Origin of the sequence: Actinosynnema sp. NPDC020468 (assembly GCF_040642015.1) — a bacterium.
GTDB lineage: Bacteria > Actinomycetota > Actinomycetes > Mycobacteriales > Pseudonocardiaceae > Actinosynnema.
The window spans coordinates 172,693-197,685 of sequence record NZ_JBFAEO010000006.1 but is presented as its reverse complement, the minus strand read 5'-3'; the positions used below and the strand labels follow the sequence as shown (position 1 = coordinate 197,685).

At 71.4% G+C, this 24,993-nt stretch carries 22 protein-coding genes and 1 riboswitch; of the genes, 17 read left to right on the top strand and 5 right to left on the bottom strand.

The annotated features are described in order from the left end of the window. Window positions 1–47 precede the first annotated feature (47 nt). From AB0G50_RS07845 to AB0G50_RS07830, 4 genes are read left to right on the top strand one after another with little or no spacing between them, the layout of a single operon-like run. Entirely contained in the window at window positions 48–953 is a 906-nt protein-coding gene (locus tag AB0G50_RS07845; RefSeq protein WP_360103510.1) for an NAD(P)-dependent oxidoreductase, read from the top strand. After that, window positions 946–1,983, top strand: a complete 1,038-nt coding sequence (vanA, locus tag AB0G50_RS07840) for a D-alanine--(R)-lactate ligase (protein WP_360103476.1) — start codon at window positions 946–948, stop codon at window positions 1,981–1,983. The genes AB0G50_RS07845 and vanA overlap by 8 nt, the downstream gene beginning before the upstream one ends. Continuing rightward, window positions 1,980–2,606, top strand: a complete 627-nt coding sequence (vanX, locus tag AB0G50_RS07835) for a D-Ala-D-Ala dipeptidase VanX (protein WP_360103474.1) — start codon at window positions 1,980–1,982, stop codon at window positions 2,604–2,606. Before vanA ends, vanX begins: the two co-directional genes overlap by 4 nt. Continuing rightward, window positions 2,603–3,703, top strand: coding sequence for a UDP-N-acetylglucosamine--N-acetylmuramyl-(pentapeptide) pyrophosphoryl-undecaprenol N-acetylglucosamine transferase (locus tag AB0G50_RS07830; RefSeq protein WP_360103472.1), 1,101 nt, complete (start codon window positions 2,603–2,605; stop codon window positions 3,701–3,703). Before vanX ends, AB0G50_RS07830 begins: the two co-directional genes overlap by 4 nt. An 8-nt stretch (window positions 3,704–3,711) precedes the next feature. Here the strand turns inward: AB0G50_RS07830 and AB0G50_RS07825 are convergent, their stop codons facing one another. Both AB0G50_RS07825 and AB0G50_RS07820 read right to left on the bottom strand, forming a co-directional pair. Next, a complete protein-coding gene (locus AB0G50_RS07825) occupies window positions 3,712–4,800 on the bottom strand; it encodes a HAMP domain-containing sensor histidine kinase (protein ID WP_360103470.1) in 1,089 nt (362 codons plus the stop codon). Continuing rightward, the gene (locus tag AB0G50_RS07820) at window positions 4,793–5,470 is read right to left on the bottom strand and encodes a response regulator transcription factor (RefSeq protein WP_360103468.1); all 678 of its coding nucleotides are present in this window, start codon (window positions 5,468–5,470) and stop codon (window positions 4,793–4,795) included. Before AB0G50_RS07820 ends, AB0G50_RS07825 begins: the two co-directional genes overlap by 8 nt. Window positions 5,471–5,558: 88 nt before the next feature. On the opposite strand from AB0G50_RS07820, the gene AB0G50_RS07815 reads away from it, so the two are divergent. The 3 genes from AB0G50_RS07815 (at window position 5,559) to AB0G50_RS07805 (ending at window position 10,694) form a co-directional block, all read left to right on the top strand. Further along, a complete protein-coding gene (locus AB0G50_RS07815; protein ID WP_360103466.1) occupies window positions 5,559–6,035 on the top strand; it encodes a D-alanyl-D-alanine carboxypeptidase family protein in 477 nt (158 codons plus the stop codon). 230 nt (window positions 6,036–6,265) lie between these two features. After that, on the top strand, window positions 6,266–9,187 hold the full coding sequence (locus tag AB0G50_RS07810) for a UvrD-helicase domain-containing protein (protein WP_360103464.1): 2,922 nt from the start codon (window positions 6,266–6,268) through the stop codon (window positions 9,185–9,187). A gap of 154 nt (window positions 9,188–9,341) precedes the next feature. Continuing rightward, a complete protein-coding gene (locus tag AB0G50_RS07805; protein WP_360103462.1) occupies window positions 9,342–10,694 on the top strand; it encodes a carbohydrate-binding protein in 1,353 nt (450 codons plus the stop codon). Between the two features lie 86 nt (window positions 10,695–10,780). Here the strand turns inward: AB0G50_RS07805 and AB0G50_RS07800 are convergent, their stop codons facing one another. Then, complete coding sequence (locus tag AB0G50_RS07800) at window positions 10,781–12,346, bottom strand: tetratricopeptide repeat protein (RefSeq protein WP_360103460.1); 1,566 nt, start codon at window positions 12,344–12,346, stop codon at window positions 10,781–10,783. 155 nt (window positions 12,347–12,501) lie between these two features. Here AB0G50_RS07800 and AB0G50_RS07795 point away from each other — a divergent pair, with 155 nt between their 5' ends. Beyond that, on the top strand, window positions 12,502–14,487 hold the full coding sequence (locus AB0G50_RS07795; RefSeq protein WP_360103458.1) for a serine/threonine-protein kinase: 1,986 nt from the start codon (window positions 12,502–12,504) through the stop codon (window positions 14,485–14,487). A 25-nt stretch (window positions 14,488–14,512) separates the two neighbouring features. Here AB0G50_RS07795 and AB0G50_RS07790 read toward each other — a convergent pair whose 3' ends face one another. Then, window positions 14,513–15,964, bottom strand: a complete 1,452-nt coding sequence (locus tag AB0G50_RS07790) for a phospholipid carrier-dependent glycosyltransferase (RefSeq protein ID WP_360103508.1) — start codon at window positions 15,962–15,964, stop codon at window positions 14,513–14,515. Between the two features lie 144 nt (window positions 15,965–16,108). Here AB0G50_RS07790 and rsmI point away from each other — a divergent pair, with 144 nt between their 5' ends. Then, complete coding sequence (rsmI, locus tag AB0G50_RS07785; RefSeq protein WP_360103456.1) at window positions 16,109–16,951, top strand: 16S rRNA (cytidine(1402)-2'-O)-methyltransferase; 843 nt, start codon at window positions 16,109–16,111, stop codon at window positions 16,949–16,951. A 22-nt stretch (window positions 16,952–16,973) separates the two neighbouring features. Here rsmI and AB0G50_RS07780 read toward each other — a convergent pair whose 3' ends face one another. After that, window positions 16,974–17,228: a hypothetical protein gene (locus AB0G50_RS07780; RefSeq protein WP_360103454.1), complete on the bottom strand. Its 255-nt coding sequence runs from the start codon at window positions 17,226–17,228 to the stop codon at window positions 16,974–16,976. A 67-nt stretch (window positions 17,229–17,295) separates the two neighbouring features. Between AB0G50_RS07780 and AB0G50_RS07775 the strand changes: the two genes are divergently transcribed. The 8 genes from AB0G50_RS07775 to AB0G50_RS07740 all read left to right on the top strand — a co-directional run bounded on the left by AB0G50_RS07775 (window position 17,296) and on the right by AB0G50_RS07740 (window position 24,973). Continuing rightward, window positions 17,296–18,156, top strand: coding sequence for a helix-turn-helix transcriptional regulator (locus AB0G50_RS07775; RefSeq protein ID WP_360103452.1), 861 nt, complete (start codon window positions 17,296–17,298; stop codon window positions 18,154–18,156). A 10-nt stretch (window positions 18,157–18,166) separates the two neighbouring features. After that, window positions 18,167–18,334 (top strand): DUF397 domain-containing protein, encoded by a 168-nt coding sequence (locus AB0G50_RS07770; protein WP_360103450.1) that lies wholly within the window; start codon window positions 18,167–18,169, stop codon window positions 18,332–18,334. Window positions 18,335–18,456: 122 nt separating this feature from the next. Continuing rightward, a complete protein-coding gene (locus AB0G50_RS07765) occupies window positions 18,457–19,281 on the top strand; it encodes a TatD family hydrolase (RefSeq protein ID WP_360103448.1) in 825 nt (274 codons plus the stop codon). Window positions 19,282–19,568: 287 nt separating this feature from the next. After that, on the top strand, window positions 19,569–21,014 hold the full coding sequence (locus AB0G50_RS07760; RefSeq protein ID WP_360103446.1) for a transglycosylase family protein: 1,446 nt from the start codon (window positions 19,569–19,571) through the stop codon (window positions 21,012–21,014). A gap of 159 nt (window positions 21,015–21,173) precedes the next feature. Continuing rightward, window positions 21,174–22,076 (top strand): 16S rRNA (adenine(1518)-N(6)/adenine(1519)-N(6))-dimethyltransferase RsmA, encoded by a 903-nt coding sequence (gene rsmA, locus AB0G50_RS07755; protein WP_360103444.1) that lies wholly within the window; start codon window positions 21,174–21,176, stop codon window positions 22,074–22,076. A 59-nt stretch (window positions 22,077–22,135) separates the two neighbouring features. Continuing rightward, window positions 22,136–22,229: riboswitch (SAM riboswitch) on the top strand. A gap of 208 nt (window positions 22,230–22,437) precedes the next feature. After that, window positions 22,438–23,448, top strand: a complete 1,011-nt coding sequence (locus tag AB0G50_RS07750) for an ATP-binding cassette domain-containing protein (protein ID WP_360103442.1) — start codon at window positions 22,438–22,440, stop codon at window positions 23,446–23,448. Between the two features lie 26 nt (window positions 23,449–23,474). Continuing rightward, window positions 23,475–24,131, top strand: a complete 657-nt coding sequence (locus tag AB0G50_RS07745; RefSeq protein WP_360103440.1) for a methionine ABC transporter permease — start codon at window positions 23,475–23,477, stop codon at window positions 24,129–24,131. A 32-nt stretch (window positions 24,132–24,163) separates the two neighbouring features. Further along, window positions 24,164–24,973, top strand: a complete 810-nt coding sequence (locus AB0G50_RS07740; protein WP_360103438.1) for a MetQ/NlpA family ABC transporter substrate-binding protein — start codon at window positions 24,164–24,166, stop codon at window positions 24,971–24,973. Window positions 24,974–24,993 lie beyond the last annotated feature (20 nt).

Here is a 24,993-nt window from a genome sequence, read left to right as displayed (position 1 = left end):
TCACGGTGTACGGCTGCGAGCCGGACGAGGCGGTGCTGTTCCGGGAGATGGCGCCGCGGTGCGGTGTCGTGCCGCGGATCACCGCGGCTCCGGTGTCCGAGGTCAACGTCGGGTTGGCGGCGGGCAATCGGTGTGTCAGCGTCGGGCACAAGGCCCGGGTCACCGATTCCACTCTCCGCGCGCTCGCTCGGGTCGGGGTGGAGTACCTCTCCACCAGGAGCATCGGTTTCAACCACCTCGACGTGGCGTACGCGGAGAGCGTCGGTATCGCGGTGGGCAACGTCGCCTATTCGCCGCAGAGCGTCGCCGATTACACGGTGATGCTGATGCTGATGGCGGTGCGGAACGCGAAGACCACCATTCGGCGCGCCGACGTGCACGACTACCGGCTGAACGACGTGCGCGGGCGGGAGCTGCGGGACCTGACCGTCGGGATCGTCGGCACCGGGCGCATCGGCTCGGCCGTCGTGGACCGGTTGTGGGGTTTCGGTTGCCGGGTGCTGGCCTACGACAACCGGCCGCGGAACTCGGCCGATTACGTGCCGCTCGACGAGTTGGCGCAGTTGAGCGACATCGTCTCGCTGCACGTACCCCTCGACGCGGGCACGCGTCACCTCCTCGGTCGGGAACGGCTCGCGCGGTTGAAGGACGGCGCGATCGTGGTCAACACCGCGCGCGGCGGTCTGGTGGACACCGGGGCGCTGGTCGAGGAATTGGAGTCGGGGCGGCTGGGCGGCGCGGCGCTGGACGTGCTGGAGGGCGAGGAGGGCATCTTCTACTCCGACTTCCGGGACGAACCCGTCGGGAACGCGCTCCTGGCGCGGTTGCAGCGAATGCCGAACGTGCTCATCAGTCCGCACACCGCCTATTACACGGACCACGCGTTGAGCGACACCGTGGCGAACAGTCTCATCAATTGCGTGAACTTCGAAAGCGGGCAGCAGCATGGCTAGGGTGAAGGTCGGGATCCTGTTCGGCGGTGTTTCGGAGGAACACCCCGTCTCCGTCAAGTCCGCCCGGGAGGTCGCCGGGAGCCTCGACGTCGGGAAGTACGAACCGTTCTGGATCGGGATCACCGAAAGCGGTTCCTGGAGGCTCTGCGACGGGCCGGACGGCGACTGGGCGGACGCGGGCAGGCCGGTCGTGCTGTCGCCGGACCGCGGGGTGCACGGGTTGCTCGTGCTCGACGGCGGCCGGTACGAGGCGATCCGGCTCGACGTGGTGTTCCCGGTGCTGCACGGCAGGCACGGCGAGGACGGCGCGGTGCAGGGGTTGCTGGAGCTGTCCGGCATCCCCTACGTCGGCTGCGACGTCCAGGCCTCCGCGCTGTGCATGGACAAGTCCCTGACCTACCTCGTCGTCGGCGGCGCGGGGATCGCCACGCCGGCCGTCCGGACCGTCGGCCCCGACGAGAACCCGGACCCCGAGGAGTTCACCTACCCGGTTTTCGTGAAGCCGGCGCGGTCGGGGTCGTCCTTCGGCGTCGGGAAGGTGGCCCGCAAGGAGGAGTTGCCGGGCGCGCTGGAGGACGCGCGGCGGTTCGACTCCAAGGTGCTGGTCGAGGAGGCGGTGGTCGGCCGCGAGGTCGGCTGCGCCGTGCTGGGGAACGACCCGGACCTGGTCGTCGGCGAGGTGGACCGGATCGCGCTGTCGCACGGCTTCTTCAAGATCCACCAGGAGAGCGCGCCGGAGAGCGGTTCCGAGAACTCGGTGACGATCGTGCCGGCCGACGTCCCGGTGGAGGCGCGGGTGCTCGTGCAGGAGACCGCGAAGGCGGTGTACCGGGCCCTGGGGTGCCGGGGGTTGTCCCGGGTGGACCTGTTCCTGAAGGACGACGGCACGGTGGTGCTCAACGAGGTCAACACGTTGCCCGGGCTGACCTCCTACAGCCGCTACCCCGGGATGATGGCCGCCGCCGGCCTCTCGTTGCGCGACGTGGTCGACCGGGTCGTGTCGGCGGCGCTGGAGGGGACGACCCGATGAAGGACGGGTTCGCCTTCGTGGACGACCTGGTGCCCGGGATCCGGTGGGACGCCAAGTACGCGACGTGGGACAACTTCACCGGCAAACCCGTGGACGGGTACGCGGTGAACCGGATCGTCGGCACGGTGGAGTTGTGCGGCGCCCTGGCGAACGCGCGGGAGAAGGCGGCTTCGCTCGGCTTCGGCCTGCTGCTGTGGGACGGCTACCGCCCGCAGCGCGCGGTGGAGTGCTTCCTGCGCTGGTCGGCGCGGCCGGAGGACGGTCGGACGAAATCGCGGCACTACCCGAACCTCGAGCGGGCGGAGATGGTCGAGCAGGGGTACGTGGCCACGAGGTCGGGGCACAGCCGCGGCAGCACGGTCGACCTGACGCTCTACCGCCTGACCACCGGCGAACTCGTGCCCATGGGCGGTGGCCACGACCTGATGGACCCGATCTCGCACCACGGCGCGACCGGCGTGACCCGGGTCGAGGCGGGGAACCGCGAGCACCTCCTCGCGATCATGGAGGCCTGCGGTTTCACCCGGTACGACCAGGAGTGGTGGCACTACGCGCTGCGGGACGAGCCCTTCCCGGACACCTACTTCGACTTCCCCGTCGCACGCCCGGGACGGCCGGGGTGACGGCGCCGCGCGTCGTCGTCGCCGGCGGCCACTCGGCCGGGCACATCGAGCCCGCGATGAACCTCGCCGACGCGGTGCGGCGACTGGAGCCCACGGCCGAGATCACCGCGCTCGGCACGGTCCGCGGCCTGGACACCACGCTGATCCCGGCACGCGGCTACCCGCTCGAGCTCATCCCGCCCGCACCGCTGCCGCGTCGGCTCAACCGGGACCTGCTGCGCACACCGGGTCGGCTGCGCGACTCGGTGCGGGCGACCCAGGCGGTGCTGCGCCGGGTGCGGGCGGAGGCCGTGGTCGGGTTCGGCGGGTACGTGGCGCTGCCCGCGTACCTCGCCGCGCGCCGGCTCGGCCTGCCGATCTTCGTCCACGAGGCCAACGCGCTGCCCGGCGTGGCCAACCGGCTGGCGGCCCGGATGACCGGGCACGTGTTCACCGCCGCGCCGGGCGTCCGGTTACCCGGCGGCGTCCCCATCGGGATCCCGCTGCGACCGGAGATCGCCGGGCTCGACCGGTCCGCGCTGCGCGAGGAGGCCCGGCGGCGGTTCGGCCTGCGCCCCGACCTGCCGGTGCTGCTGGTCACCGGTGGTTCGCAGGGCGCCCGGACGATCAACGTCGCGGTGTCCGGCGCGGCGTCGGCCCTGCGCGCGGCGGGGGTGCAGGTGCTGCACGTCACCGGGCCGCGGCACGTCGTCGAGGTGCCGGACGGCGACCCGCCCTACGTCGTCGTGCCCTACGTCGAGGAGATGCGGTACGCCTACGCCGCCGCCGATTTCGCGATCTGCCGCTCGGGGGCGATGACGTGCGCCGAACTGGCCGCCGTCGGGTTGCCCGCCGCGTACGTCCCGCTGCCGCTGCGCGGCGGTGAACAGGGGCGCAACGCCGACGGGGTGGTCGCGGCGGGCGGTGCGCTGCTCGTCGCCGACGCCGAGCTGACCCCGGCGTGGATCGCGACCGCGTTGCTCCCCGTGCTCACCGACCCGGGGTGGATCGCGTCGATGTCGGCCCGCGCGGCGGCGACCGGCACGCCCGACGCGGGCGCCGTCCTGGCCCGGCACGTGCTCACCGGGATCGCCGAGCGGCGGCTGTCCGCCCGCTGAGCACGCGGTCAGCGCGGTGGCGCGGCGGGCAGGCGCACCGTGACGCGGAGTCCGCCGCCGGGGCGCGGGGTGAGGGTGAGGGTGCCGTCGTGGGCCTCGGTGATGCTCTTGACGATCGCCAGGCCGAGGCCCACGCCCGCGTGGTGGGTGCGAACGCGTTCGGCGCCGCGCCGGAACGGCTCGACCAGCGTGGCGACCAGTTGCGCGGACAGCGGCTCGCCGGTGTTCTCCACGACGAGCACCACGGCCCGGTGCCGGTGGCCGGTCGTGACCCGCACCGCGCCGTGCTCGGGCAGGTTGTGCACGATCGCGTTGTGCACCAGGTTCGTCGCCAGCTGGAGCAGGAGCGCGGGCGATCCCCTGGTGTGGGCGACCTCGCCGCCGGTCTCGATGGTGATGCCGCGTTGTTCCGCTTGGGGCAGAAGGGTTTCGGTGGCCTCCTCCGCCGCCAGCGACAGGTCGACGCGCTCCCGGGCGAACGACCGCCGGTCGGCCCGGCTGAGCAGGAGCAGCGCCTCGGTGAGGTCGATCGCCCGGCTGTTGACCAGGTGCAGCCGGTCGACCAGGTCGCCCGCCTCCCGGTCCGGGTCGGTGCGGGCGACGTCGAGCAGCGTTCGGGTGATCGCGAGCGGGGTGCGCAGCTCGTGGGAGGCGTTGGCGGCGAACCGCTGCTGCTCGGCGAGTTGCGCGTCGAGCCGGGAGAGCATCGTGTCGAAGGCGTCGGCCAGCTCGCGGAACTCGTCCTCGCGGCCCGGCAGCCGGATCCGGTGGGACAGCGACCCGCTCGCGGCCTTGCGGGTGGCGGCGGTGATCCGGGACAGCGGCGCGAGCATGCGCCCGGCCAGGAACCACCCTCCCGCCAGGCCGAACACCAGCAGGAAGACCAGCACCAGGGCGGCGCTCGGCGCGAAACCGCGCACCAGGCCGCCGGGCGACGGTCCGATCGCCATGCCCGACACCGGGTCGCTGCCCCAGTCCCGGTAGTTCAGCAGGAACACCAGCGCGGCCGCGAGCAGCAGGGTGCCCGCGATCAGCACGAAACCGGCGTAGCTGAGGGTGAGCTTGAGGCGGACGCTGAGCCCCGGCTCCCTATCCACGTCCGGCCGCGTTCCGGTCGATGCGGTAGCCGACGCCCGCGACGGTGGCGATGATCCACGGCTCGCCGAGCCGCTTGCGCAGGGCCGAGACCGTGATCCGCACCGCGTTGGTGAACGGGTCGGCGTTCTCGTCCCACGCCCGTTCCAGCAGCTCCTCGGCGCTGATCACGCCGCCCTCGGCGGCGACCAGCACCTCCAGCACGGCGAACTGCTTCCTGGTCAACGCGACGTAGCGGCCGTCGCGGTAGACCTCGCGGCGGAACGGGTCCACCCGCAGTCCCGCGATCTCCCGCACGGGCGGCCGGTTGTGCGCCCGCCGCCGGTCGAGCGCCCGCAGCCGCAGCACGAGTTCCCGCAGCTCGAACGGTTTGGTGAGGTAGTCGTCGGCGCCGAGGCCGAACCCGGAGACCTTGTCGTCCAACCGGTCGGCGGCGGTGAGCATCAGGATCGGCAGGCCGCTGCCGGAGGCGACGATGCTCTCCGCGACCTCGTCGCCGGAGGGACCGGGGATGTCCCGGTCGAGGACCGCGATGTCGTAGGCGTTGACGCTCAACAACTCCAGCGCGGTGTCACCGTCGCCCGCGAGGTCGGCGGCGATCGCCTCCAGCCGCAGTCCGTCGCGGATGGCCTCCGCCAGGTAGGGCTCGTCCTCCACGACCAGCACGCGCATGCCCCCGATGCTAGGGGTGGGTGCGTATCGCGGGCTTATCGAAAACCGGGTACGCGCCGACAACGCCGTGCCCACTTGCCTGGTCACCGTGCCCACCAGCGAATCGGCCACCCGCCGCGCCCTCGGCGAGGCGCACGGCGCCGTCTCCGAGCCCGTGACGGTCTTCGACACCACGACACCGGCCGTGACCAACCTCGCCCCCGCGCTCCTGGACGCCCTGCGCCGTGCCGCGGCCGCCGCCGCGGCCGACGGCGTCGGCTTCGTCGTCAACGGCGGCTGGCGTTCCCCGGAGTACCAGGCGGCACTGCTGCGCGAGGCGATCGCCGAACACGGCTCCGCGGAGGAAGCCGCCCGCTGGGTCGCGACCCCCGACACCTCCGCCCACGTCGCGGGCCACGCCGTGGACCTGGGCCCTCCGGCCGCCCGCGCCTGGCTGGCCGCCCACGGCGCCGAACACGGCCTGTGCCTCGTCTACCGCAACGAACCGTGGCACTTCGAACTCCGCCCCGAAGGCTGCCCACCCCTGTACCCCGACCCGTCGCACGACCCGCGGCTGCGGCGGTGAGCCCGGTCAGGTCCAGTGCCACTCGATGGCGTAGGTGCGCCCCTTCCCGGGCGGGGTTCCGGCGGCTTCCGCCGGAGTGGCACGACGGCGGATCACGGCCACCGGCGGAACCGGGGCACGTCGACCGCTTGGCGATCGCAGCCTGCCGGTCGTCCGGGGCGCCTGCCGTTCGGCGCGGACCGCGGTGGTGTGACCGCGATGGGCGTCGCCCGGGTCGGTAGGATCTTGTGGTGCGCTTCGTCGCTGATCTCCACATCCACTCCAAGTACTCCCGGGCGTGCAGCCGGGATTGCGATCTGGAGCACCTGACCTGGTGGGCTCGGCGCAAGGGGATTTCCCTCGTCGGTACCGGGGACTTCACCCATCCCGCCTGGTACGACCACCTTCGCGAGACGCTCGTGGAGGCCGAGCCCGGGGTGTTCCGGTTGCGGGACGAGCTGGAGCGGGAGATCGATCGGACGTTGGCGCCCCGGTTGGCGGGCGCGCCGGTGCGGTTCATGTTGTCGGTGGAGATCTCCACGATCTACAAGCGCGGCGACAAGACGCGGAAGGTGCACCACCTCGTCTACATGCCCGACCTGAAGAGCGCCGCGGAGTTCAACGCGCGGCTCGGGCGGATCGGGAACCTCGGGTCGGACGGGCGGCCGATCCTCGGGCTCGACTCGCGGGACCTGTTGGAGATCACGTTGGAGTGCGGCGGTTATCTCGTGCCGGCGCACGTGTGGACGCCCTGGTTCGCGGTGCTCGGGTCGAAGTCCGGGTTCGACGCGGTGGCCGACTGCTACGTCGACCTGGCCGACCACATCTTCGCCGTCGAGACCGGGTTGTCGAGCGATCCCGAGATGAACTGGCGGGTGTCCGGGTTGGACCGGTACCGGCTCGTCTCCAACTCCGACGCGCACTCGCCGCCCGCGCTCGGGCGCGAGGCCACGCTGTTCGACACCGACCTCGACTACTACGCGGTGAAGAGGGCGCTGGAAACGGGGATCGGGCACGCCGGGTCGCTGGAGTTCTTCCCCGAGGAGGGCAAGTACCACGTCGACGGGCACCGCAAGTGCGGTGTGCGGTTCGAACCCGGGGAAACCCTTGCGCACCACGGGATCTGCCCCGAGTGCGGCAAGCCGCTCACGGTCGGCGTGCTCAGCCGGGTCGAGGAGTTGGCCGACCGGGAGGAGGGGTTCCGGCCCGCCGGCACGGCGCCGTTCCGCAACCTCGTGCCGCTGCCCGAGATCGTGGGCGAGATCGCCGGCACCGGGCCGAAGAGCAAGAGGGTGCAGGGCGAGATCGACAAGCTCACGGCCGCGCTCGGGCCGGAGTTGGGGATCCTCCAGGACGTTCCGGTGGACGACATCTCCGCCCACTCCACGCTGCTCGGCGAGGCCGTCGGCCGGCTGCGGCGCGGCGAGGTGGTCCGGGACGCCGGGTACGACGGCGAGTACGGCGTCATCCGGTTGTTCGAACCGGGCGAGCTGCACCGCCGCACGGCCGCGCCCGGCCTGTTCGACGGGCCCGAGCCGGTGCAGTCCACTGTGGACAGGAAGACCTACCGGCCCGGGCCGAAGGTCGAGCAGCCGCAACCGAAGCCGAAGGCCGAGCCGGGTTCCGGGCTGCTGGACGGGCTCGACCCCGAGCAACGGGCGGCCGCGTCGGTCACCGGCGGACCGCTGCTGATCATCGCCGGCCCCGGCACGGGCAAGACGCGCACCCTCACCCACCGGCTCGCCCACCTGGTCACCGCGCACGGCGTGGACCCGGCGCACTGCCTCGCGATCACGTTCACCCGCCGGGCCGCCGAGGAGATGGCCGAACGGCTGGCGCACCTCGTGCCGGACGCCCGGATGACCATCGCGACCTTCCACTCCCTGGGCGTGCGGATCCTGCGCGACCAGCACGAGCGCGCGGGCCTGGCGCCGGACTTCGGCATCGCGGACCCGGACCAGCAGGAGCAGCTCAAGGACTCGCCCGACTACAAGGGCGCGCTGCGCGAGCGGAACCTGGTCGACTTCGACGACCTGGTCGAGCTGCCCGTCAAGCTGCTGGAGAACGACCGGGAGCTGGTCGAGCACTACCGCGCGCGGTACCGCTGGATCTGCGTGGACGAGTACCAGGACGTGGACGAGACCCAGTACCGGCTGCTGCGGCTGCTCGCGCCGCGGGACGGCAACATCACCGCCATCGGCGACCCGGACCAGGCGATCTACCGGTTCCGCGGCGCGGACGTCGGCTTCTTCCTGCGGTTCGCGGAGGACTTCCCGACCGCGCGGACCGTGCACCTGACCCGCAACTACCGGTCCAGCGCCCGGGTGGTCGAGGGCGCGCTGCGGGTGATCACGCCGACCACCCTGGTGCCCGGCCGCGAGCTGACCCCGATGGGCGAGCACGGCGACGCGCGGATCGGCGTGCACCACGCGTCGTCCGAGGCCGCGCAGGCGGGTTTCGTGGCGCGGACCATCGAGCAGGTCATCGGCGGCGCGTCGTTCCACGCCCTGGACAGCGGGTTGGTGTCCACCGACGGCACGCAGAACCTCGGGTTCTCCGACTTCGCCGTGCTCTACCGGACCGACCGGCAGTCGCGCGCGGTCGTGGAGGCGCTCACCGCGTCCGGGCTGCCGTTCCAGAAGCGGTCGCACGACCGGCTCGCGGACCGGCCGGGTGTGGCGCGGATCGTGAAGGACGTGCCGTTCGCGGCGGGCGCGACGGTGCTGGACCGGGTGCGCGCGGTCGCGGGGGAGGACCACACGGCCTACGAGCTGCTCAAGCCGCTGGCCGCCGAGTGCGGCGACGACTTCGAGCGGTTCCACACCGAGTTGGCGCTCGGCGTCGAGGTCGACACGTGGGACCCGCGCGCGGACCGGATCTCGCTGCTCACCCTGCACGCCTCGAAGGGGTTGGAGTTCCCCGTGGTCTTCGTCGTCGGCTGCGAGGACGGCCTGCTGCCGCTGCGCTGGCCGGGCGCGCCGGACGAGGAGGACACCGACGAGGAGCGCCGGCTGCTGTTCGTCGGCATGACCCGCGCGCAGCGGCACCTGTTCCTCAGCCACACCGCGGGTCGGCCGCGGTCGCCGTTCCTGGCCGAACTGCGGGGTTTCGAGCAGATCGGCGATTCCCAGCCGCGGCGCCGGAAGAAGGGGACGCAGCTCAGCCTGCTGTGACGTCGCAGGTCAACACCGGTAGACGATCCCCAGTGGTATGGACCATAAGTCAACGGTATGACTTGACTGGAATATCCGCCTGATCTTGCAGATGGCTAGCGTCGTGGCGAACGGCCCCGCATCCCGTGTCACCACCCCTGCAAGGAGACAGCGGATGACTCGACGCATCGCCGCCGCCGTCGCCGTCGCGGTCCTGAGCGCCACCGGAGTGGCAGTTGCTCTGACCAGCACGGCGAACGCCGGTCCGCCGCAACAACAGGAGTCCCAGGACGCCGCCGTGATCGCGGCGATGGCCAGGGACTTCAAGATCAGCCCCGACCAGGCCCGCACCCGCATCGCGAAGGAGGCCGAGGCCGGTCGCACGGAGGCCGCCCTGAAGGCCAAGCTCGGCCCGGCGTTCGCCGGCGCGTGGATGAACGCGGACGGCACGCAGCTGATCGTCGGCACCAGGCCCGACAGCCAGATCCAGAGCCAGATCCAGAGTCAGATCCAGCTCGTCCGGGACGCGGGCGCCACGCCCAAGCTGGTGGACAAGAGCTTGGCCCAGCTCGACGCCCTGAAGGTCAAGCTGGACCAGAACTCCCGCAACGCGCCGAAGACGGTGCCGGGCTGGTACGTCGACACGCAGAACAACACCGTGGTCGTGTCGGCCCGCGACGTCGAGGCCGGCAAGGCGTTCGCCAAGGCGAGCGGCCTCGACCTGGCCGACGTGCGCGTCGAGCAGTCCACCGAGAACCCGCGCCCGCTGATCGACGTGATCGGCGGCAACGCGTACTACATCGGCGCCGGCACGCGCTGCTCCGTCGGCTTCTCGGTCAACGGCGGCTTCGTCACCGCGGGCCACTGCGGCACGCAGGGCGCGTCGACCACGCAGCCGAGCGGCTCGTTCCAGGGCTCCAGCTTCCCGGGCAACGACTACGCCTGGGTGCGCGTCGCGGCGGGCAACACCCCGCGCGGCCTGGTCAACCGGTACTCCGGCACCGTCGCGGTGGCCGGTTCGACCGAGGCGCCCCTGAACGCCTCCGTCTGCCGGTCCGGCTCCACCACCGGGTGGCACTGCGGCACGATCCAGCAGAAGAACGCGTCGGTGACCTACCAAGAGGGAACCGTGTCCGGCCTGACCAAGACCAACGCGTGCGCCGAGCCCGGCGACTCCGGTGGTTCGTGGCTGGCGGGCGACCAGGCGCAGGGCGTCACCTCGGGCGGTACCGGGGACTGCTCGTCCGGCGGGATCATGTACTTCCAGCCGGTCAACGAGATCCTCCAGGCGTATGGCCTCCAGCTGGTCATCGAGGGCGGAACGCCTCCCACGAGCACGACGAGGCCGACCGGTCCCACCACGACGACCGGCAACCCCGGCCAGACGACCTGGCAGCAGGGCACCGCGTACGCGGCCGGAACGCAGGTCACGTACAACGGTGTCGGGTACAGGTGCTTGCAGGGGCACACGGCCCAAGCCGGCTGGGAACCGCCTTCGGTGCCTGCTTTGTGGCAGCGCGTGGGCTAGCGGCAAGTCCGCGCGCGGAGGAGGGGTCCGGCTTCGGCCGGACCCCCCTTTTCCTTGTGCCCCTTCACTTTCCGCGACGGGCACCGTCACGACTCGCCGAGTGAGTCCTCCAGCCGGTCGAGGATGACGGCCTCCAGCCGCGCCTCGACCTTCGCCGTGTCCGGGTGGTCGCCCAGCTGCCGCCGCCTGCTCACCGCGACGAACCGGTACTCGACCTCGGCCCGCTCCAGTTCGCCACGTCGGCGCAGCACGTGCCCGAGCCGCTGTCGGGCGGCGAGCGTGTGCCCGTGCTCGGGGCCGAACACCCGGCCCAGCGCGCCCGCCAGGTCCCGCTGCACGGCCTCGGCCTCGGCCAGTTCGCCGCGCCGCCACAGCACGACGCCCAGGTTGGCCCGCGCGACGAGGCTCAGCTCGTGGTCCGGGCCCAGCACGTCGGCCAGCAGCGCCACCAGGGACCGGTACTCGTCGGCGGCCCGCGCGTACTCGCCGCGGTCGTGCCGCAGCGCGACGAGGCTCGCCCGGACCTCCAGCGCGGCCGGGTGGTGCTCGCCGAACAGCCGGGACCGGGTCGCGAGCGCCGAGCGGTAGAGCCGTTCCGCGTCCTCCACCAGGCCGTGCCGGCGGCAGGACCGGCCGACCCGCAGCCGCACGTCCGCCGCGGCCGCCGAGTCGCCGAGGTCGGTGCACAGCGGCAGCACCGCCGCCCACACCGACTCGTCGCGCGCGGTGATCACGTCCAGCAGGCCGGTGAGCCGACCGCCCCGGCACGCCCGGCGCACCAGCGGGTGCACGGCCAGCGTCGACGTCCGCCGGTCGACCAGACCCAGCCGGACCAGGTCGGCCAGCAGCACACCCAGCTCGTCCGCGGTGATCCCCTCGAGCCCCGGCACCGCCCGCAGCGCCTCCGCGTCCAGCAGGGCGGGCGGGATCGGCGTCGGCGCGAGCCCGGACAGCACCTCCAGCAGCGGCCGGGCCGCCGGGTGCCTCCGCGCGGCCAGGTCCACCGCCGGCACGTCGACCGGGTAGGAGGCGAACGTCCGGGGCAGGAGCTCACCGGGCAGCACCGGCACGTCGACCGCGGCGGCCAGGAACCGGCCGGCCAGCCGCAGCTCGAGCGGCGACCCGCCCAGTGCCGCGGCCAGCGCCTCGGCCCGGGGTCGGTCGCCCGCGTGCCGGGCCAGGTCCAGCAGCACCGCGGCGCCGTACTTCGCGGGCAGCGGCGGCACCCGGAGCGCGGTCGCGCCCGGCCACGCGTCCGACGTCGAGGTGATCAGCACCGTGCCGTTGGCCTTGGGCCGGCGCAGCCACCGCGCCACGACCGCGGGTTCGGCGTCGTCCAGCACCAGCAGCCACGGCGCGACCACCGCGTCCAGCGCGGCCCACAGCTCGGCGGGGGAGGCCTCGACCGGCGCGCCGACGCGCAGCGCCAACTCCCGGCGCGCGAGCGGGTGCGCGGCGTCGAGCCACCACGTCGTCACGGCCGCGCCGCGCGCGTGCTCGGCGGCGACGGTGGACTTGCCGACGCCGTCCGGCCCGTGCAGCACCACGATCCGCCCGCCCGGCCCGCGCAACGACGCCACCAGCCCGGATCTTCCGCGCACCTCGTGGTCCATTCGACCGACGGGCACCGCCACGGTGATCAGGCCAGCCACCACACCGACGCTACCGAGGAGGGCGCCCGGCGCGGGAGGGGTCACCCGGCGGTACTCGTCCGTTCCCCCGGGTGAGCGGACCGACACCACGAGGTGGACCTGTCGGAGCGGCCGGTCCCCGTACCCTGAGGGGCGACGCGAAGGAGTGGTGGGGCGTGGACCTGGCCGAGTCGTTGCTGGCGTGGTTGCACGGCTGGGCCGGCGTGCCGCTCTGCGCCGGCGACTGGGCCTGGACCGTGACCGCGATGGGCGCGCTGGTCGGCGTGCTGCCCACGGTGGGCGCGCTGCTCGCGATCACCGTGCGCCGGGTCGTCGGCAACTCCTACGGTCCGGTGGTCGGCGCGCTGTTCGCGATCATCGGCGTGCTGAGCACCCTCGTGCTGCCCTACGTGCTGTTCTCCAACACCTACAAGGTGCTGCGGGCCGGGTCGCTGCCCGGTATGGACACCCTGGGCGACTCGCCGTGCGGCGTGTTCACCCAGGGCGACTACCTGGTCGACTCGCCGCCGATCTACGGCGCGATCACCAACACGAACGGCGTGGTCTTCCTGGTGGCCGCGTGCCTGACCGCGTTCCTCGCGCTGCTGTGCCTGATCTTCGTGATGCTCCAGGCGGGCTCGGCGTTCCGGCTCGGGCCGAGCTGGCCGCGCCGGGTGTTCTGGCCGCCGTTCCTGTTCCTGCTGGTAGCCGTGTCGGCACTGCCGGTGACGCTGGTGGGCCACCTGCTGCTCGGGTTCTTCCCGATTGCGCTGATCGGCTCCCTCGTGGTGCGGGTTTTCGGGTTGACTACGGCCATGCTGAACCGCCCCGGCCGCGATCGCGGCGCACCGCAGCCCGCGGTCTCGCACAACCCGCCGCCCTACAACCCGCAGCAGAACCCCCAGCACAACCCGCAGCAGAACCCCCAGCACGGGCACCAGCAGGGCGGGCAGAAGCCGCCGCCCTACCAGCCCGCGCAGATCCCGCCCTACCAGCCCGTTCCGCCGTACCGGCCGACGCCGCCCAACCGGCACTACCCGCCGACCAGGGTGTCCGAGGCGCCGGTCGAGCCGGTGCGCCCGGTGACCCAGCCGCCGGTGCCACCGGTCCAGAAGCCGCCGACCCAGCAGCCCGCCGCGCAGCCGCCGCCCACGCGCGTCGACCACTCGGTGAACCAGCCCGCGCAGCAGCAGCAGCAGTCGGCCCAGCCGTCCAAGCTCGCCGACACGCCCGGCCCGCTGCCCTTCGGCCCCGGCGCGTCCACCGCGTCCCAGCCGACGACCCCCGAGCCCGGCAAGGTGTGGAACCCGGCGAGCGGCCGGTTCCGCCGGGTGCGCCAGCTCGGCAGCGGCGGCTTCGGCACGGTGTGGCTCGCGGTCGACACCCAGCTGGACCGCACGGTCGCGGTGAAGCTCGCGCACGCGCCGGACAACGACACCGAGCAGCGCATGCTGCGCGAAGCGCGCGCTCTGGCCGCCGTGCGCCACCCGAACTGCGTGCGGGTGTTCGACATCGTGCAGGACCCGGACGGCCTGGCCATCGTCATGGAGTACATCGACGGCAAGCCGCTGTCCGAGGTCGTGGTGTCCAACGGTCTGCTCCAGGACAACCTCGCCGCGCGGCTGTGGGTCAACATGGCCGACGCGCTGGCCGCCGCGCACGACCGGGGCGTGCTGCACCGGGACGTGAAGCCGTCCAACGTGATCGTCGACGGCGAGGGCACCGCCCACCTGATCGACTTCGGCATCGCCCGGTCCAAGGGCGACAGCACGCTCACCGCCACCGGCATGATGGTCGGCACGCCCGACTTCCTCGCGCCGGAGACCGCGCGCGGCGAGGCGGCCAGCCCGGCCTCCGACGCCTGGCAGCTCGCCGCGACCGTCAGCTACGCGCTGACCGGCCAGCCGCCCCGCGGCACCCGGGAGAACCCGATCTCGTCGCTGATGGCCGCCGCGCAAGGCGAGCCGTGCGTCAAGCTGCCGACCACCAGCACCCACCTGCGGCTGCTGACGAGCGCGCTCGACCCGGACCCCCAGCGCCGGCCGACGCTGGCCCAGGTCCGCGGCGAGCTCGGCACGTTCCTGAGCCAGGCGGGCGTCAGCAAGGAGGGCCCGGTCACCCGGGTGTTCCGCCCCGAACCGCCGACCCGCCCGGTGCGCTGACGCGGGGCGGGCCTTCCGGGCCCGCCTACCGCCAGCTCGGCAGCCAGCGCTGCGCGTCCCACATCTCCTGGGTGATCGGGTCGCCGTTGAGGATCGGCCACAGCCACACGAAGTTCGCCACGACCAGACCCACGTACAGCGCCACCACGAGCAGCCCCGTGCCGCGGCGTTCGGCGCCGTCGCGGGCCTTGCCCAGCAGTTCGCCCAGCGCCAGCGTGATGCCCAGCACCAGGAACGGCGCCATCGGCATCGCGTAGAAGTAGTACATCTGCCGGTCGAGGTTGACGAACCACGGCAGGTAGCCCGCGCCGTAGCCGACGAGCACGGCCGCGTAGCGCCAGTCCAGCCGGCCGATCGCCCGCCACAGCGCCCACGCCAGCACCGGGAACGCGAGCCACCACATCGCGGGCGTGCCGACCAGCATCACCGCGGCGACGCACCCGGCCGCGCCGCAACCCTCGACCGTGCCGGGGAAGTAGTAGAGCATCGGCCGCAGCCCCATCGGCCACGTCCACGGCTTCGACTCCCACGGGTGGTGGTTGGTCTCCGACGTGACCAGCTTGGTGTGGAACTCCAGCACGTTGCCGTTGTTGTACCAAAGGGCGCGCAGCGCGTCCGGGATCCACGACTCCTCGGGGATCTTCACGCCCGCCACGTGCCGGTCGATGCCCGTCTCGCTGCCGAACCACGCCCACCAGGTGGCCAGGTACACCAGCACCGGCAGCACCACCAGCGACAGCACGGACGGCAGCGCGTCCTTCACCAGCGCGCCGACCCACGGCCGTTCCACGCCCGCCGCGCGCCTGGCCGTCGCGGACCACACGACCACCAGCACGCCGAAGAACGCGATGTACCAGACGCCCGACCACTTCACGCCGCACGCGAGGCCCAGCGCGACACCCGTGCCGAAGCGCCACCAGCGGAACCCGAGCGACGGCCCGAACGGCGACCGGTCCACCCAGCCCTCGCGCACCGCCAGCGCCAGCCGGGCGCGCGTCTGGTCCCGGTCCGCGACCAGGCACACGAACGCCACCAGCACGAACAGCGACAGGAACGCGTCGAGCATGCCCATCCGGGACTGCACGTGACTCATGCCGTCGGCGATCAGCAGGATGCCCGCGATCGCGCCCAGCAGGTCGGACCGGGTGAGCCTGCGCGCCACCCGGACCACCAGCAGGATCATGATCGTGCCCGCCAGCGCGGAGGCGAACCGCCAGCCCACCGCGTCGTAGCCGAACAGCCACTCGCCGATCGCGATCAGCTGCTTGCCCAGCGGCGGGTGCACCACCACCTCGTAGCCCGGGTTGTCCTCGTAGCCGCCGTTGCGCAGCGCCTGCGCGGCCTGGGGGACGTAGTGCTTCTCGTCGAAGTTGGGCGTGCCCTTGTCCGTCGGGTACCCGAGGTTCCAGAACCGGACGCCGGCGCCGATCAACGTGACGATCACGGTGACGAGCCAGCCCCGCAGGGGACTGCTCATCGGTCCGGGCTGAAGCAGGTCCGCGCGGGACTCGCGGTCGTTGCCCGGTGGTGGGGCGGCCGGCGGGGTCTCGCCGGCGTCGACCACGTCGTCTGCGGACTGCGGTGCGATCAGGCTCACGGTGGCGATCGTAGGGTGAGAGTCGTGAGACCTGTATCTGGATCAGGCCGTTTGGTGCTCGCCGCTACTCCGCTCGGCGACATCCGGGACGCTTCGCCGCGCCTGGTCGACGCCTTGGGCACGGCGGACGTGATCGCGGCCGAGGACACCCGGCGGTTGCGCTCGCTCGTGTCCGCCTTGGACGTGACGCCCACCGGTCGGGTGGTGAGCTTCTACGACCAGGTGGAGACGAGCCGGTTGCCGGGGTTGCTGGAGGCGCTGCACGGCGGCGCGACGGTCGTGCTGGTGACCGACGCCGGCATGCCCAGCGTGTCGGACCCGGGGTACCGGCTGGCGGCGGCGTGCGCGGACGAGGGCATCACGGTGACGTGCGTGCCGGGCCCGTCGGCGGTGACCACGGCGTTGGCCGTCTCCGGCCTGCCCTCGGACCGCTTCTGCTTCGAGGGCTTCCCGCCCCGCAAGCAGGGCGAGCGCCGGCGGTGGTTCCTCGGGTTGGCGACCGAGCCCCGCACGTGCGTCTTCTTCGAGTCGCCGCACCGCCTGGCCGCGACCCTGGCCGACGCCGCGGACGTGCTGGGCGCCGACCGTCGGGCCGCGGTGTGCCGCGAGTTGACCAAGACCTACGAGGAGGTCAGGCGCGGCGGGTTGGCGGAGTTGGCCGCGTGGGCGGAGGAGGGTGTCCGGGGCGAGATCACCGTGGTCCTGTCCGGTGCCGCGCCGACCGAGGCGCCGTCGATGGACGTGCTGGTGGCGGAGGTGAAGCAGCGGGTGGCCGACGGCGAACGCATGAAGTCGGCGGCGGCCGAGGTCGCGGAGGCGGCGGGCGTCAGCAAGAAGGCCCTGTACGACGCCGCGATCAGCTCCTAGCCCGGGTGCCGGGCCAACCCCGTCACCCCGTCGACTCCAGCGGCAGCCACACGATCCGGGCATCCGCGATCACCTGGTGCAAGTCCCGCAACGCCTCCGCGCTGTCCCCCGTCCACGTGTCCCCTTCAATGCACAAAACGGCCTGCGCGGGTTCCCGGAATTCCAACCCGTAGCCGACATACGCCGGTTCGTCCGGCGACTTCGGCGTGCCCACCAGCGCGAAGACCTTCGGCGCGGAGTTTTGCATTGCTGATTCCAATTCCGGCTGCAATCCCATGTGACGACGGTAGCGCCAAATGTTTGGGTGCAAGGATCGCACGATAGAGTGAACCTCGAATGGCGACTTGTGCGGCAAGATGTGTTTCATGACCGCTCGCAATGACCCGTCCGCGCTGCGCTGGCTGATCGGTGTGGAACTCGCCAACCACCGCAAGCAGGTGGCGATCACGCCCCAACAGGTCCAGGAGTCGACCGGGATCGCCCGGGCGAAGTTGAGCAGCATGGAGAACGGCCGCTATCAGCAGATGCCCGAGGACATCCTGGTGCTGCTGGAGTTCTACGGTGTGTCCCGACACGACATCGATCGGTTGATCTCCCTAACCGGCAATGGCGAAGGCAAGACGTGGTGGGCGCCGTGGACCCACCTCGTGCCGGACTGGTTCAAGACCTTCGTGGGCCTGGAAGGCTTGGCGGGCAGTGAGTTCCTGTTCGAACCGATGGTGATCCCGGGTCTGCTGCAAACCGAGGCGTACGCCCAGGCGATCACCGAGGCGACGGGTTTCGTCCGGCGCGACCACGCCGACAGGTTCGCGTCCTTCCGGTTGACCCGGGCCAACCGCCTCACCGAGGAGGAGCCGCTCCGACTCCAGGCGGTGATCGGCGAGGCGGCGCTGCGGCTCAACGTCGGCACACCGGAGATCCGGCAGGAGCAGCTGAAGCACCTGCACGAGATGGCGCAACGGCCGAACATCGGAATTCAAGTCCTCCGCCCCGAAGACGGCCCGCACACCGCGACCACCGGCCCGATGGTGATCCTCGACTTCGACCACGCGCGCTCGATCGCCTACTCCGAACGGCTCGATGGCGCGGTTTACGTCCAAGACCAGGACGACGTCCGGACTTATAAGATGGCTTCGCGCAACTTGCAGTCGGTGGCGATGTCCACCCAGCGCAGCCTTGCGTTGCTCAAGACCAAGTCACACTAGGGAGGCTCCCGTGTCCGGCGTCCAGTGGATCAAGAGCAGCTACAGCGCAAACAACGGCAACTGTGTCGAAGTCGCGTTCAGCACGACCAAGGTGCTCACCCGCGACTCGAAGAATCCGAGCGCACCTCACCTGGAGTTCCCCGCCGCTTCCTGGCGGGCGTTGGTGCGCGGTCTCTGACCGTCCGTCGGTCCGTCGGTCCGCGCCGGCGTCCGACCCCGCCGCTCCCCACTACTACGCGGGCGCGCGCGAGAGGTCGGGCCGGCGTGGACTGGAACCACGCCTGCCGGGATCATGGTGCGGTGAGCAGGAAACGTGGGGAGTTGCCTCCCCTGCCCGAGGCGTTGCCGACGCCCGTCGTGGACGCGCACACGCACCTCGACGCGTGCGGCGCGAAGACGGCCGGTGACGTGAAGGGTTATCTCGACCGGGCGAACCTCGCCGGGGTCGACCGGGTGATCACGGTCGGGGACGACCTCGCCTCGGCGCGGTGGGCTGCGGAGGCGGCGACGTGGGATCCGCGGGTGTTCGCGGCCGTCGCCGTGCACCCGACGCGGACCACCGGGTTCGGGGACGCGGACAAGGCCGAGTTGGCCGAACTGGCTCGTCAGCCCCGGGTGGTCGCGGTCGGGGAGACCGGGTTGGACTACTACTGGGACTACTCGTCCAAAGAGGACCAGCACGAGGCTTTCCGTTGGCACATCCGGCTTTCCAAGGACGTCGACAAGCCGTTGATGATCCACGACCGGGAGGCGCACGACGACGTGCTGGAGATCCTCGACCGGGAGGGCGCTCCGTCCACTGTGGTGTTCCACTGCTTCTCGGGTGATCTCGACTTCGCGCGCCGGTGCGTGGACCGGGGGTTCGTGCTGTCGTTCGCGGGTCCGGTCACCTTCAAGAACTCCCACGACCTGCGCGAAGCCGCCCGGTGGACGCCCGACGAGCACCTGCTGGTGGAGACCGACGCGCCGTTCCTGACCCCGCACCCCTTCCGCGGGCAGCCCAACGAGCCGTACTGCGTGAACTACACGCTCCGCGACCTTGCAACTCTCCGTGACACCGAAGTCGACCTCCTCGCGTCAACTGTCACCCAAAATGCGGAACGGGTCTTCAACCTGCGTAACTGAGCGCAGCAGTAGCCCGGGTTACTCCAAACGGCAGAGCGAGCTAGTCCCCCGATGGGGTGAGCCAACTCACAGATCCCCCGGGGGTGTTTGCGCAACCTCGCGACCTCCGTTACGGTCCCGTGACCGTGCCCCCTGTATCCGGTGGGCTCACCCGTTGTCGGGGCGGGTACTGACCGAAGCGAGAAGACGAGCGAAAGCGCGGGAGCTGCCGGCTGGATCACGAGCTGACCACCGATGGCGAACGAGCGTGAAGCGAGGCTTTGCGCCTTCAGGAGGTAAGGAAACCCGTGAACTCGTTCAACGAGGACACCGACTGGTTCACACCGGTGCAGACGTCGCCCGCGACGGCCACCGGTCTGCTGGAAAGACCCGAGCCGTCCGAGTGGGACACGACGGTCTTCAGCATCACCCCCAACGACGTCCTCGAGGTCCTCGGGCCTGACGCGGACGACCTGTTGGCGAGCGCGAACGTCGACGTGGACGAGTTGATCAGGCTGATCAACGCGGAGACGACGTTCCTGCCGCCGATCATCATCCCGGACGAGGTCTCCCAGGACCGGGTCGCGGGCACGCTGCTCACCGAGCGGCCGGACGCCCCGCCCGCGGCCATGGTCGAGGCCTCCCGGAAGTGGAAGAAGCGCTTCCTCAAGGCCGCCGTCGCGGCCGTGCTGGTCACCATCGGCGGTGGCGCGGCGACCGCGTTCGCGATGGACAAGGCCGTCACGGTCGACATCGACGGCGAGACGAAGACGGTCCACACCTACGAGTCCACCGTGGGCGAGATCCTCCAGGACGAGGGCATCGCGGTCGGCGAGCACGACGCGCTGAGCCCCGCCCCGTCGGCGAAGGTGGGCGACGGCGGCAAGATCTCGCTCGACCGCGGCCGGCTCGTCAAGGCCACCGTCGACGGCGAGTCCCGCGAGGGCTGGGTCCACTCGGTCACCGTGGACGAGGCGCTCGACCAGCTCAAGATCGACGACAACGGCGCGTGGGTCTCGGAGAACCGGGACATGGCGGTCCCGCTGTCCGGGTTGTCGCTCCAGGTCAAGAGCCAGAAGACGATCACGCTGTTCGACGGCGCGAACGAGCCGAAGCAGATCAAGACCACCGCGTTGACCGTGGACGAGCTGCTCAAGGAGCAGAAGCTCACCATCGGCGCCGAGGACAAGCTGGAGGCGGCGCTCGACCTCAAGATCACCAACGGGGTCGAGGTCCACATCAGCCGGACCGGCGTCTCGGTGGTGAACGTGACGGAGTCCGTCGCGCCGCCGGTCGAGGAGACCAAGGACGACACCCTCGCCAAGGGCGAGAAGGTCGTGGTCGAGCCGGGTGAGGCGGGCGAGGTCATCAAGACCTACCGCGTGTCCACCACGAACGGCAAGGAGACCGGCCGCGAGGAGCTGGGCTCCAAGGTCACCAAGGAAGCCAAGCCGAAGAAGGTCAAGATCGGCACCAAGGTCACCGCGACCCCGCCGGTGTCCGACGGCGGCGACTGGGACCGGCTCGTGCAGTGCGAGGCGACCGGCAACTGGGCCATCAACACCGGCAACGGCTACTACGGCGGCCTCCAGTTCGACAAGCAGACCTGGGACGCCTACGGCGGCAGCGCGTACGCCGCGTACCCGCATCAGGCGTCCCGCGAGCAGCAGATCGCGATCGCGACGAAGGTCCGCGACGCCCGCGGCGGCTACTCGGCGTGGCCCGCCTGCCAAGCGAAGTTGGGCTTGCCGTAACACTGGCCGCGACTCCGTCGCGGCGGGCGAGGCCGCCTGAAGTCGGCGTCTTCCCTCGCGAATCCGCCCGGCGCTGCGCGCGGGGCGGATTGGCTCAGTCCAGACGCCGACGCGGCCTCGCGGGAGCGGCTCGGACGCCGTGGTGGAGAATGCCCAGCTATGAGTGATGCTTCTTCGACCGGCCCGGGGAGTCAGCTCCTCGGGCCGGCTGACGTCCGTCGGCTTGCGGCCGAGCTGGACATCCGACCCACGAAGAAGCTCGGTCAGAACTTCGTGCACGACCCCAACACGGTTCGCAAGATCGTCTCGGCGGCTTCGCTGACCCCCGACGACGTGGTGCTCGAAGTCGGTCCCGGCCTCGGCTCGCTGACGTTGGCCCTGCTGCCCGCCTGTCGCGCCCTGGTGGCCGTGGAGATCGACGAGGTGCTCGCCACCCGGCTGCCGGCCACCGCCGCCGAGCGTGCGCCCTCTCTCGCCCCCAACCTCCACGTGGTGCACGCGGACGCGATGCGGGTGACCCGCGACCGGCTGCCGCTCGAACCGACCGCCCTGGTGGCGAACCTGCCCTACAACGTCGCGGTGCCCGTGGTGCTGCACCTGCTGGCCGAGCTGCCGAGCCTGCGCACCGGCCTCGTGATGGTCCAGGCCGAGGTCGCGGACCGGATGGCCGCCGGACCCGGCAGCAAGGTCTACGGCGTGCCCAGCGTCAAGCTCGCCTGGTACGCCGACGCGCGTCGGGCCGGTCCGGTGTCACGCTCGGTGTTCTGGCCGGTGCCCAACGTGGACTCCGCGCTCGTCGCGTTCGACCGGCACGACCTTCTGTCCACTGTGGACAAGAAGGTGCTGTTCTCGTTGGTGGACGCGGCATTCGCCCAGCGGCGGAAAACCCTGCGGGCGGCGCTGTCCGGTTGGGCCGGCGGGGCGCCCGAGGCCGAGAGGCTGCTCACCGCCGCGGGTGTGGATCCGGGCGAGCGTGGAGAGCAGTTGGCGGTCGGTGATTTCGTCCGGATAGCCGAGGCTGCCTCATCGAACCGGCCGCCGATCCTTCGGCCGAAAGTGTGATTTGACGGACGATCCGCAACCGGGCTTGCGTTTCTCGGTGTCCGTCAGGTGTACTCGTGCTGCCATCCCGAGCGGCCGAGAGACCTGGCTCTACGACGCCGCAGCAACCACCCTCCCCACGGGGGCAGGTGCTTCAGCCAGGACCGATGGAGGATCACGTGCCCAGGATGCGAATGCTCACCAGACGGCGAGTCGTCGACCACGGTCGCCGCACTGTGTCCGGCTGTCGCAGCTTCTCCGCGTAGGCGCACCTCTTTTTCCGATCTTCGCGTCCTAATCCGCAGGACAACCATCTGAGCTGGAGTTGTCGGTCGCGCACGCCATGAGCGTGTGCCGCCGCGTGCAGTCGTGGAGCGAAAACGTGATCACTGTCGAAAACCTCACCAAGTCCTTTCCGGGCAGTACCGGCCAGGTTCGCGCGCTTGACGGCGTGAACCTCGACGTCGCCGCGGGCACCGTGCTCGGCGTCGTCGGCCCGAGCGGTTCCGGCAAGTCCACACTGGCCCGTTGCGTCGCGCTGCTGGAGCGCCCCGACAGCGGTGCGATCCGCGTCGACGGCACCGACCTCGTCTCGCTCGGCGGCCCCGCGCTGCGCGCCGCCCGCCGGCAGATCGGCGTTGTGCCGCAAGGGGATTCGCTGCTCCGTCAGCGCACCGCGGCGGGCAACGTCGCGCTGCCGCTGGAATCCGCCGGCGTGCCCGGCCCCCAGCGCCGCACCCGCGTCGCCGAACTCCTCGACCTCGTCGGCCTGACCGACAAGGCGGGGTCCTACCCGGACCAGCTCTCCGGTGGCCAGCGCCAGCGGATCGCGGTCGCCCGCGCCCTGGCCGCCAGCCCCTCGGTGCTGCTGGCCGACGAGCCCACCTCCGCCCTGGACCCGGAAACCACCGGTTCGGTGCTCGCGGTCCTCGACCGCGCCCGCGCCGAACTCGGGGTGACCGTCCTCGTCGTCACGCACGACATGGGCGTGGTGCGCAAGATCTGCGACGACGTCGCGGTGTTGGACAACGGCCGAGTCGTCGAGCACGGCAAGGTGCTCGACCTGGTGTCCGACGCGGACAGCCGCACGGCCTCCTCGCTCCTGCCCGCGGTGGACCAGAACCCGGGCGTGGAAACGAAGTTCGACCGGGTGGCGGATGTCGTGCTGGTCGGCTTCGCGGCCGTCGGCGCGCTGCTCCCGGAGGCCACGAGCAGGTTCGGCGTCGAGCTGAGCCTGCTGGGCGGCGGGCTGACCCGACTCGGTGAGACGCCGGTCGCGCGGTTCCGCGTCGGGCTCACCGGCGAACGGGCGGACTCGGCCTTGGAGTGGATCTCGGACGCGGGTGGCGCGGTGCGCCGGACGCCGAAGGGTCCTCAGGGAGTAGCCGCGTAGTGAGACCAGCAACACCCTGGCCCAAGGTGTTCGGCGAGCTGATCCCCTCGACGGGGCAGACGCTGTACATGGTGGCCGCCGCGACCGTGATCGCCACGGTCCTCGGCATCCCGGTCGGAATCTGGTTGCAGCTCACCGCTCCCGGTGGGCTGCGACCGAACCGGTGGGTGCACAAGCTCCTCGGGTTCGTCGTGGACCTCGGCCGCTCGATGCCGTTCCTCGTCCTGCTCGTCCTGCTGACCTCGCTCACCAGAGCGCTGATCGGGTCCTCGATCGGGCCGGAGGCGGCGATCGTGCCGCTGTCCCTCGGCGCGATCCCGTTCGTCGGCAGACTCGTGCAGAACGTGCTGTCCGAGGTGCACGTGGCCGTCGTGGAAGCCGCCGTCACGACCGGCGCGACGACGTTGCGCATCGTGCGCGCCGTGCTGCTGCGCGAGTCGCTGCCCGCGTTGATCAACGCGATCGGCGTGACCGCGATCGCCCTGCTCGGCTACTCGGCGATGGCCGGCGTGCTGGGCGGCGGCGGGCTCGGCGACCTGGCCGTGCGCCGGGGTTACCAGGGTTTCGACGACCGGTACATGTGGTCGACCGTGGCGGCGCTCGCCGTCATCGCCACCTTGATCCAATTCGGCTTCACCAGGCTTTCGCGCGCGGTCGACCGCCGCCGCACCGCCTCGCTCTAGACCGCCGCTGTATTTCGACACAAAGGAAAGTCATGCGTATTCGTGCTGCCCTCCTCGCCGTGCTGCTGACCGCGGTCGGCTGCGGGAGCGGCCAGACCGGAGGCGCCGCGAGCAACCCCGACGCGGCGCTCAAGGTCGGCGTGAGCCCGGTCCCGCACGCGCAGATCCTGCGCTACGTGGCCGACAACCTCGCCAAGGACAAGGGCCTCAAGATCGACGTCGTGGAGTTCACCGACTACGTCCAGCCGAACACAGCGCTGGTGGACGGCTCGCTCGACGCCAACTACTTCCAGACCGTGCCGTACCTGGAGACGTTCAAGGCGTCGAGCAACGCGAAGCTGGAGTGGATCGGCCCGGTCCACCTGGAGCCGCTGGGCGTGTACTCCAAGAAGATCAAGAAGCTCGCGGACCTGGCGTCCGGCGCGAAGGTCGGCCTGGCCAACGACCCGGCCAACGAGGCGCGCGGCCTGCGGCTGCTCCAGGCCAACGGCCTGATCAAGCTCAAGGACGGCACGGAGAAGACGGCCACCGTCGCGGACGTGGCGGACAACCCGAAGAAGCTGGAGTTCGTCACGCTGGAGGCGGCCCAGCTGCCCCGCTCGCTGGAGGACACCGACGCGTCGGTGGTCAACGGCAACTACGCCATCGACGCGGGCCTCAAGCCCGCGACCGACGCGCTGGTGCTGGAGAAGGCCGAGGGCAACCCGAACGCGAACGGCCTCGTGACCCGGGCCGAGCTCAAGGACGACAAGCGGATCAAGGACCTGCTCGCGCTGCTCCAGTCCCAGCAGGTCAAGGACTACATCGCCAAGGAGTTCAACGGCTCGGTGCTGGCCGTCTGACCCGATCGCGCCCGAAACCC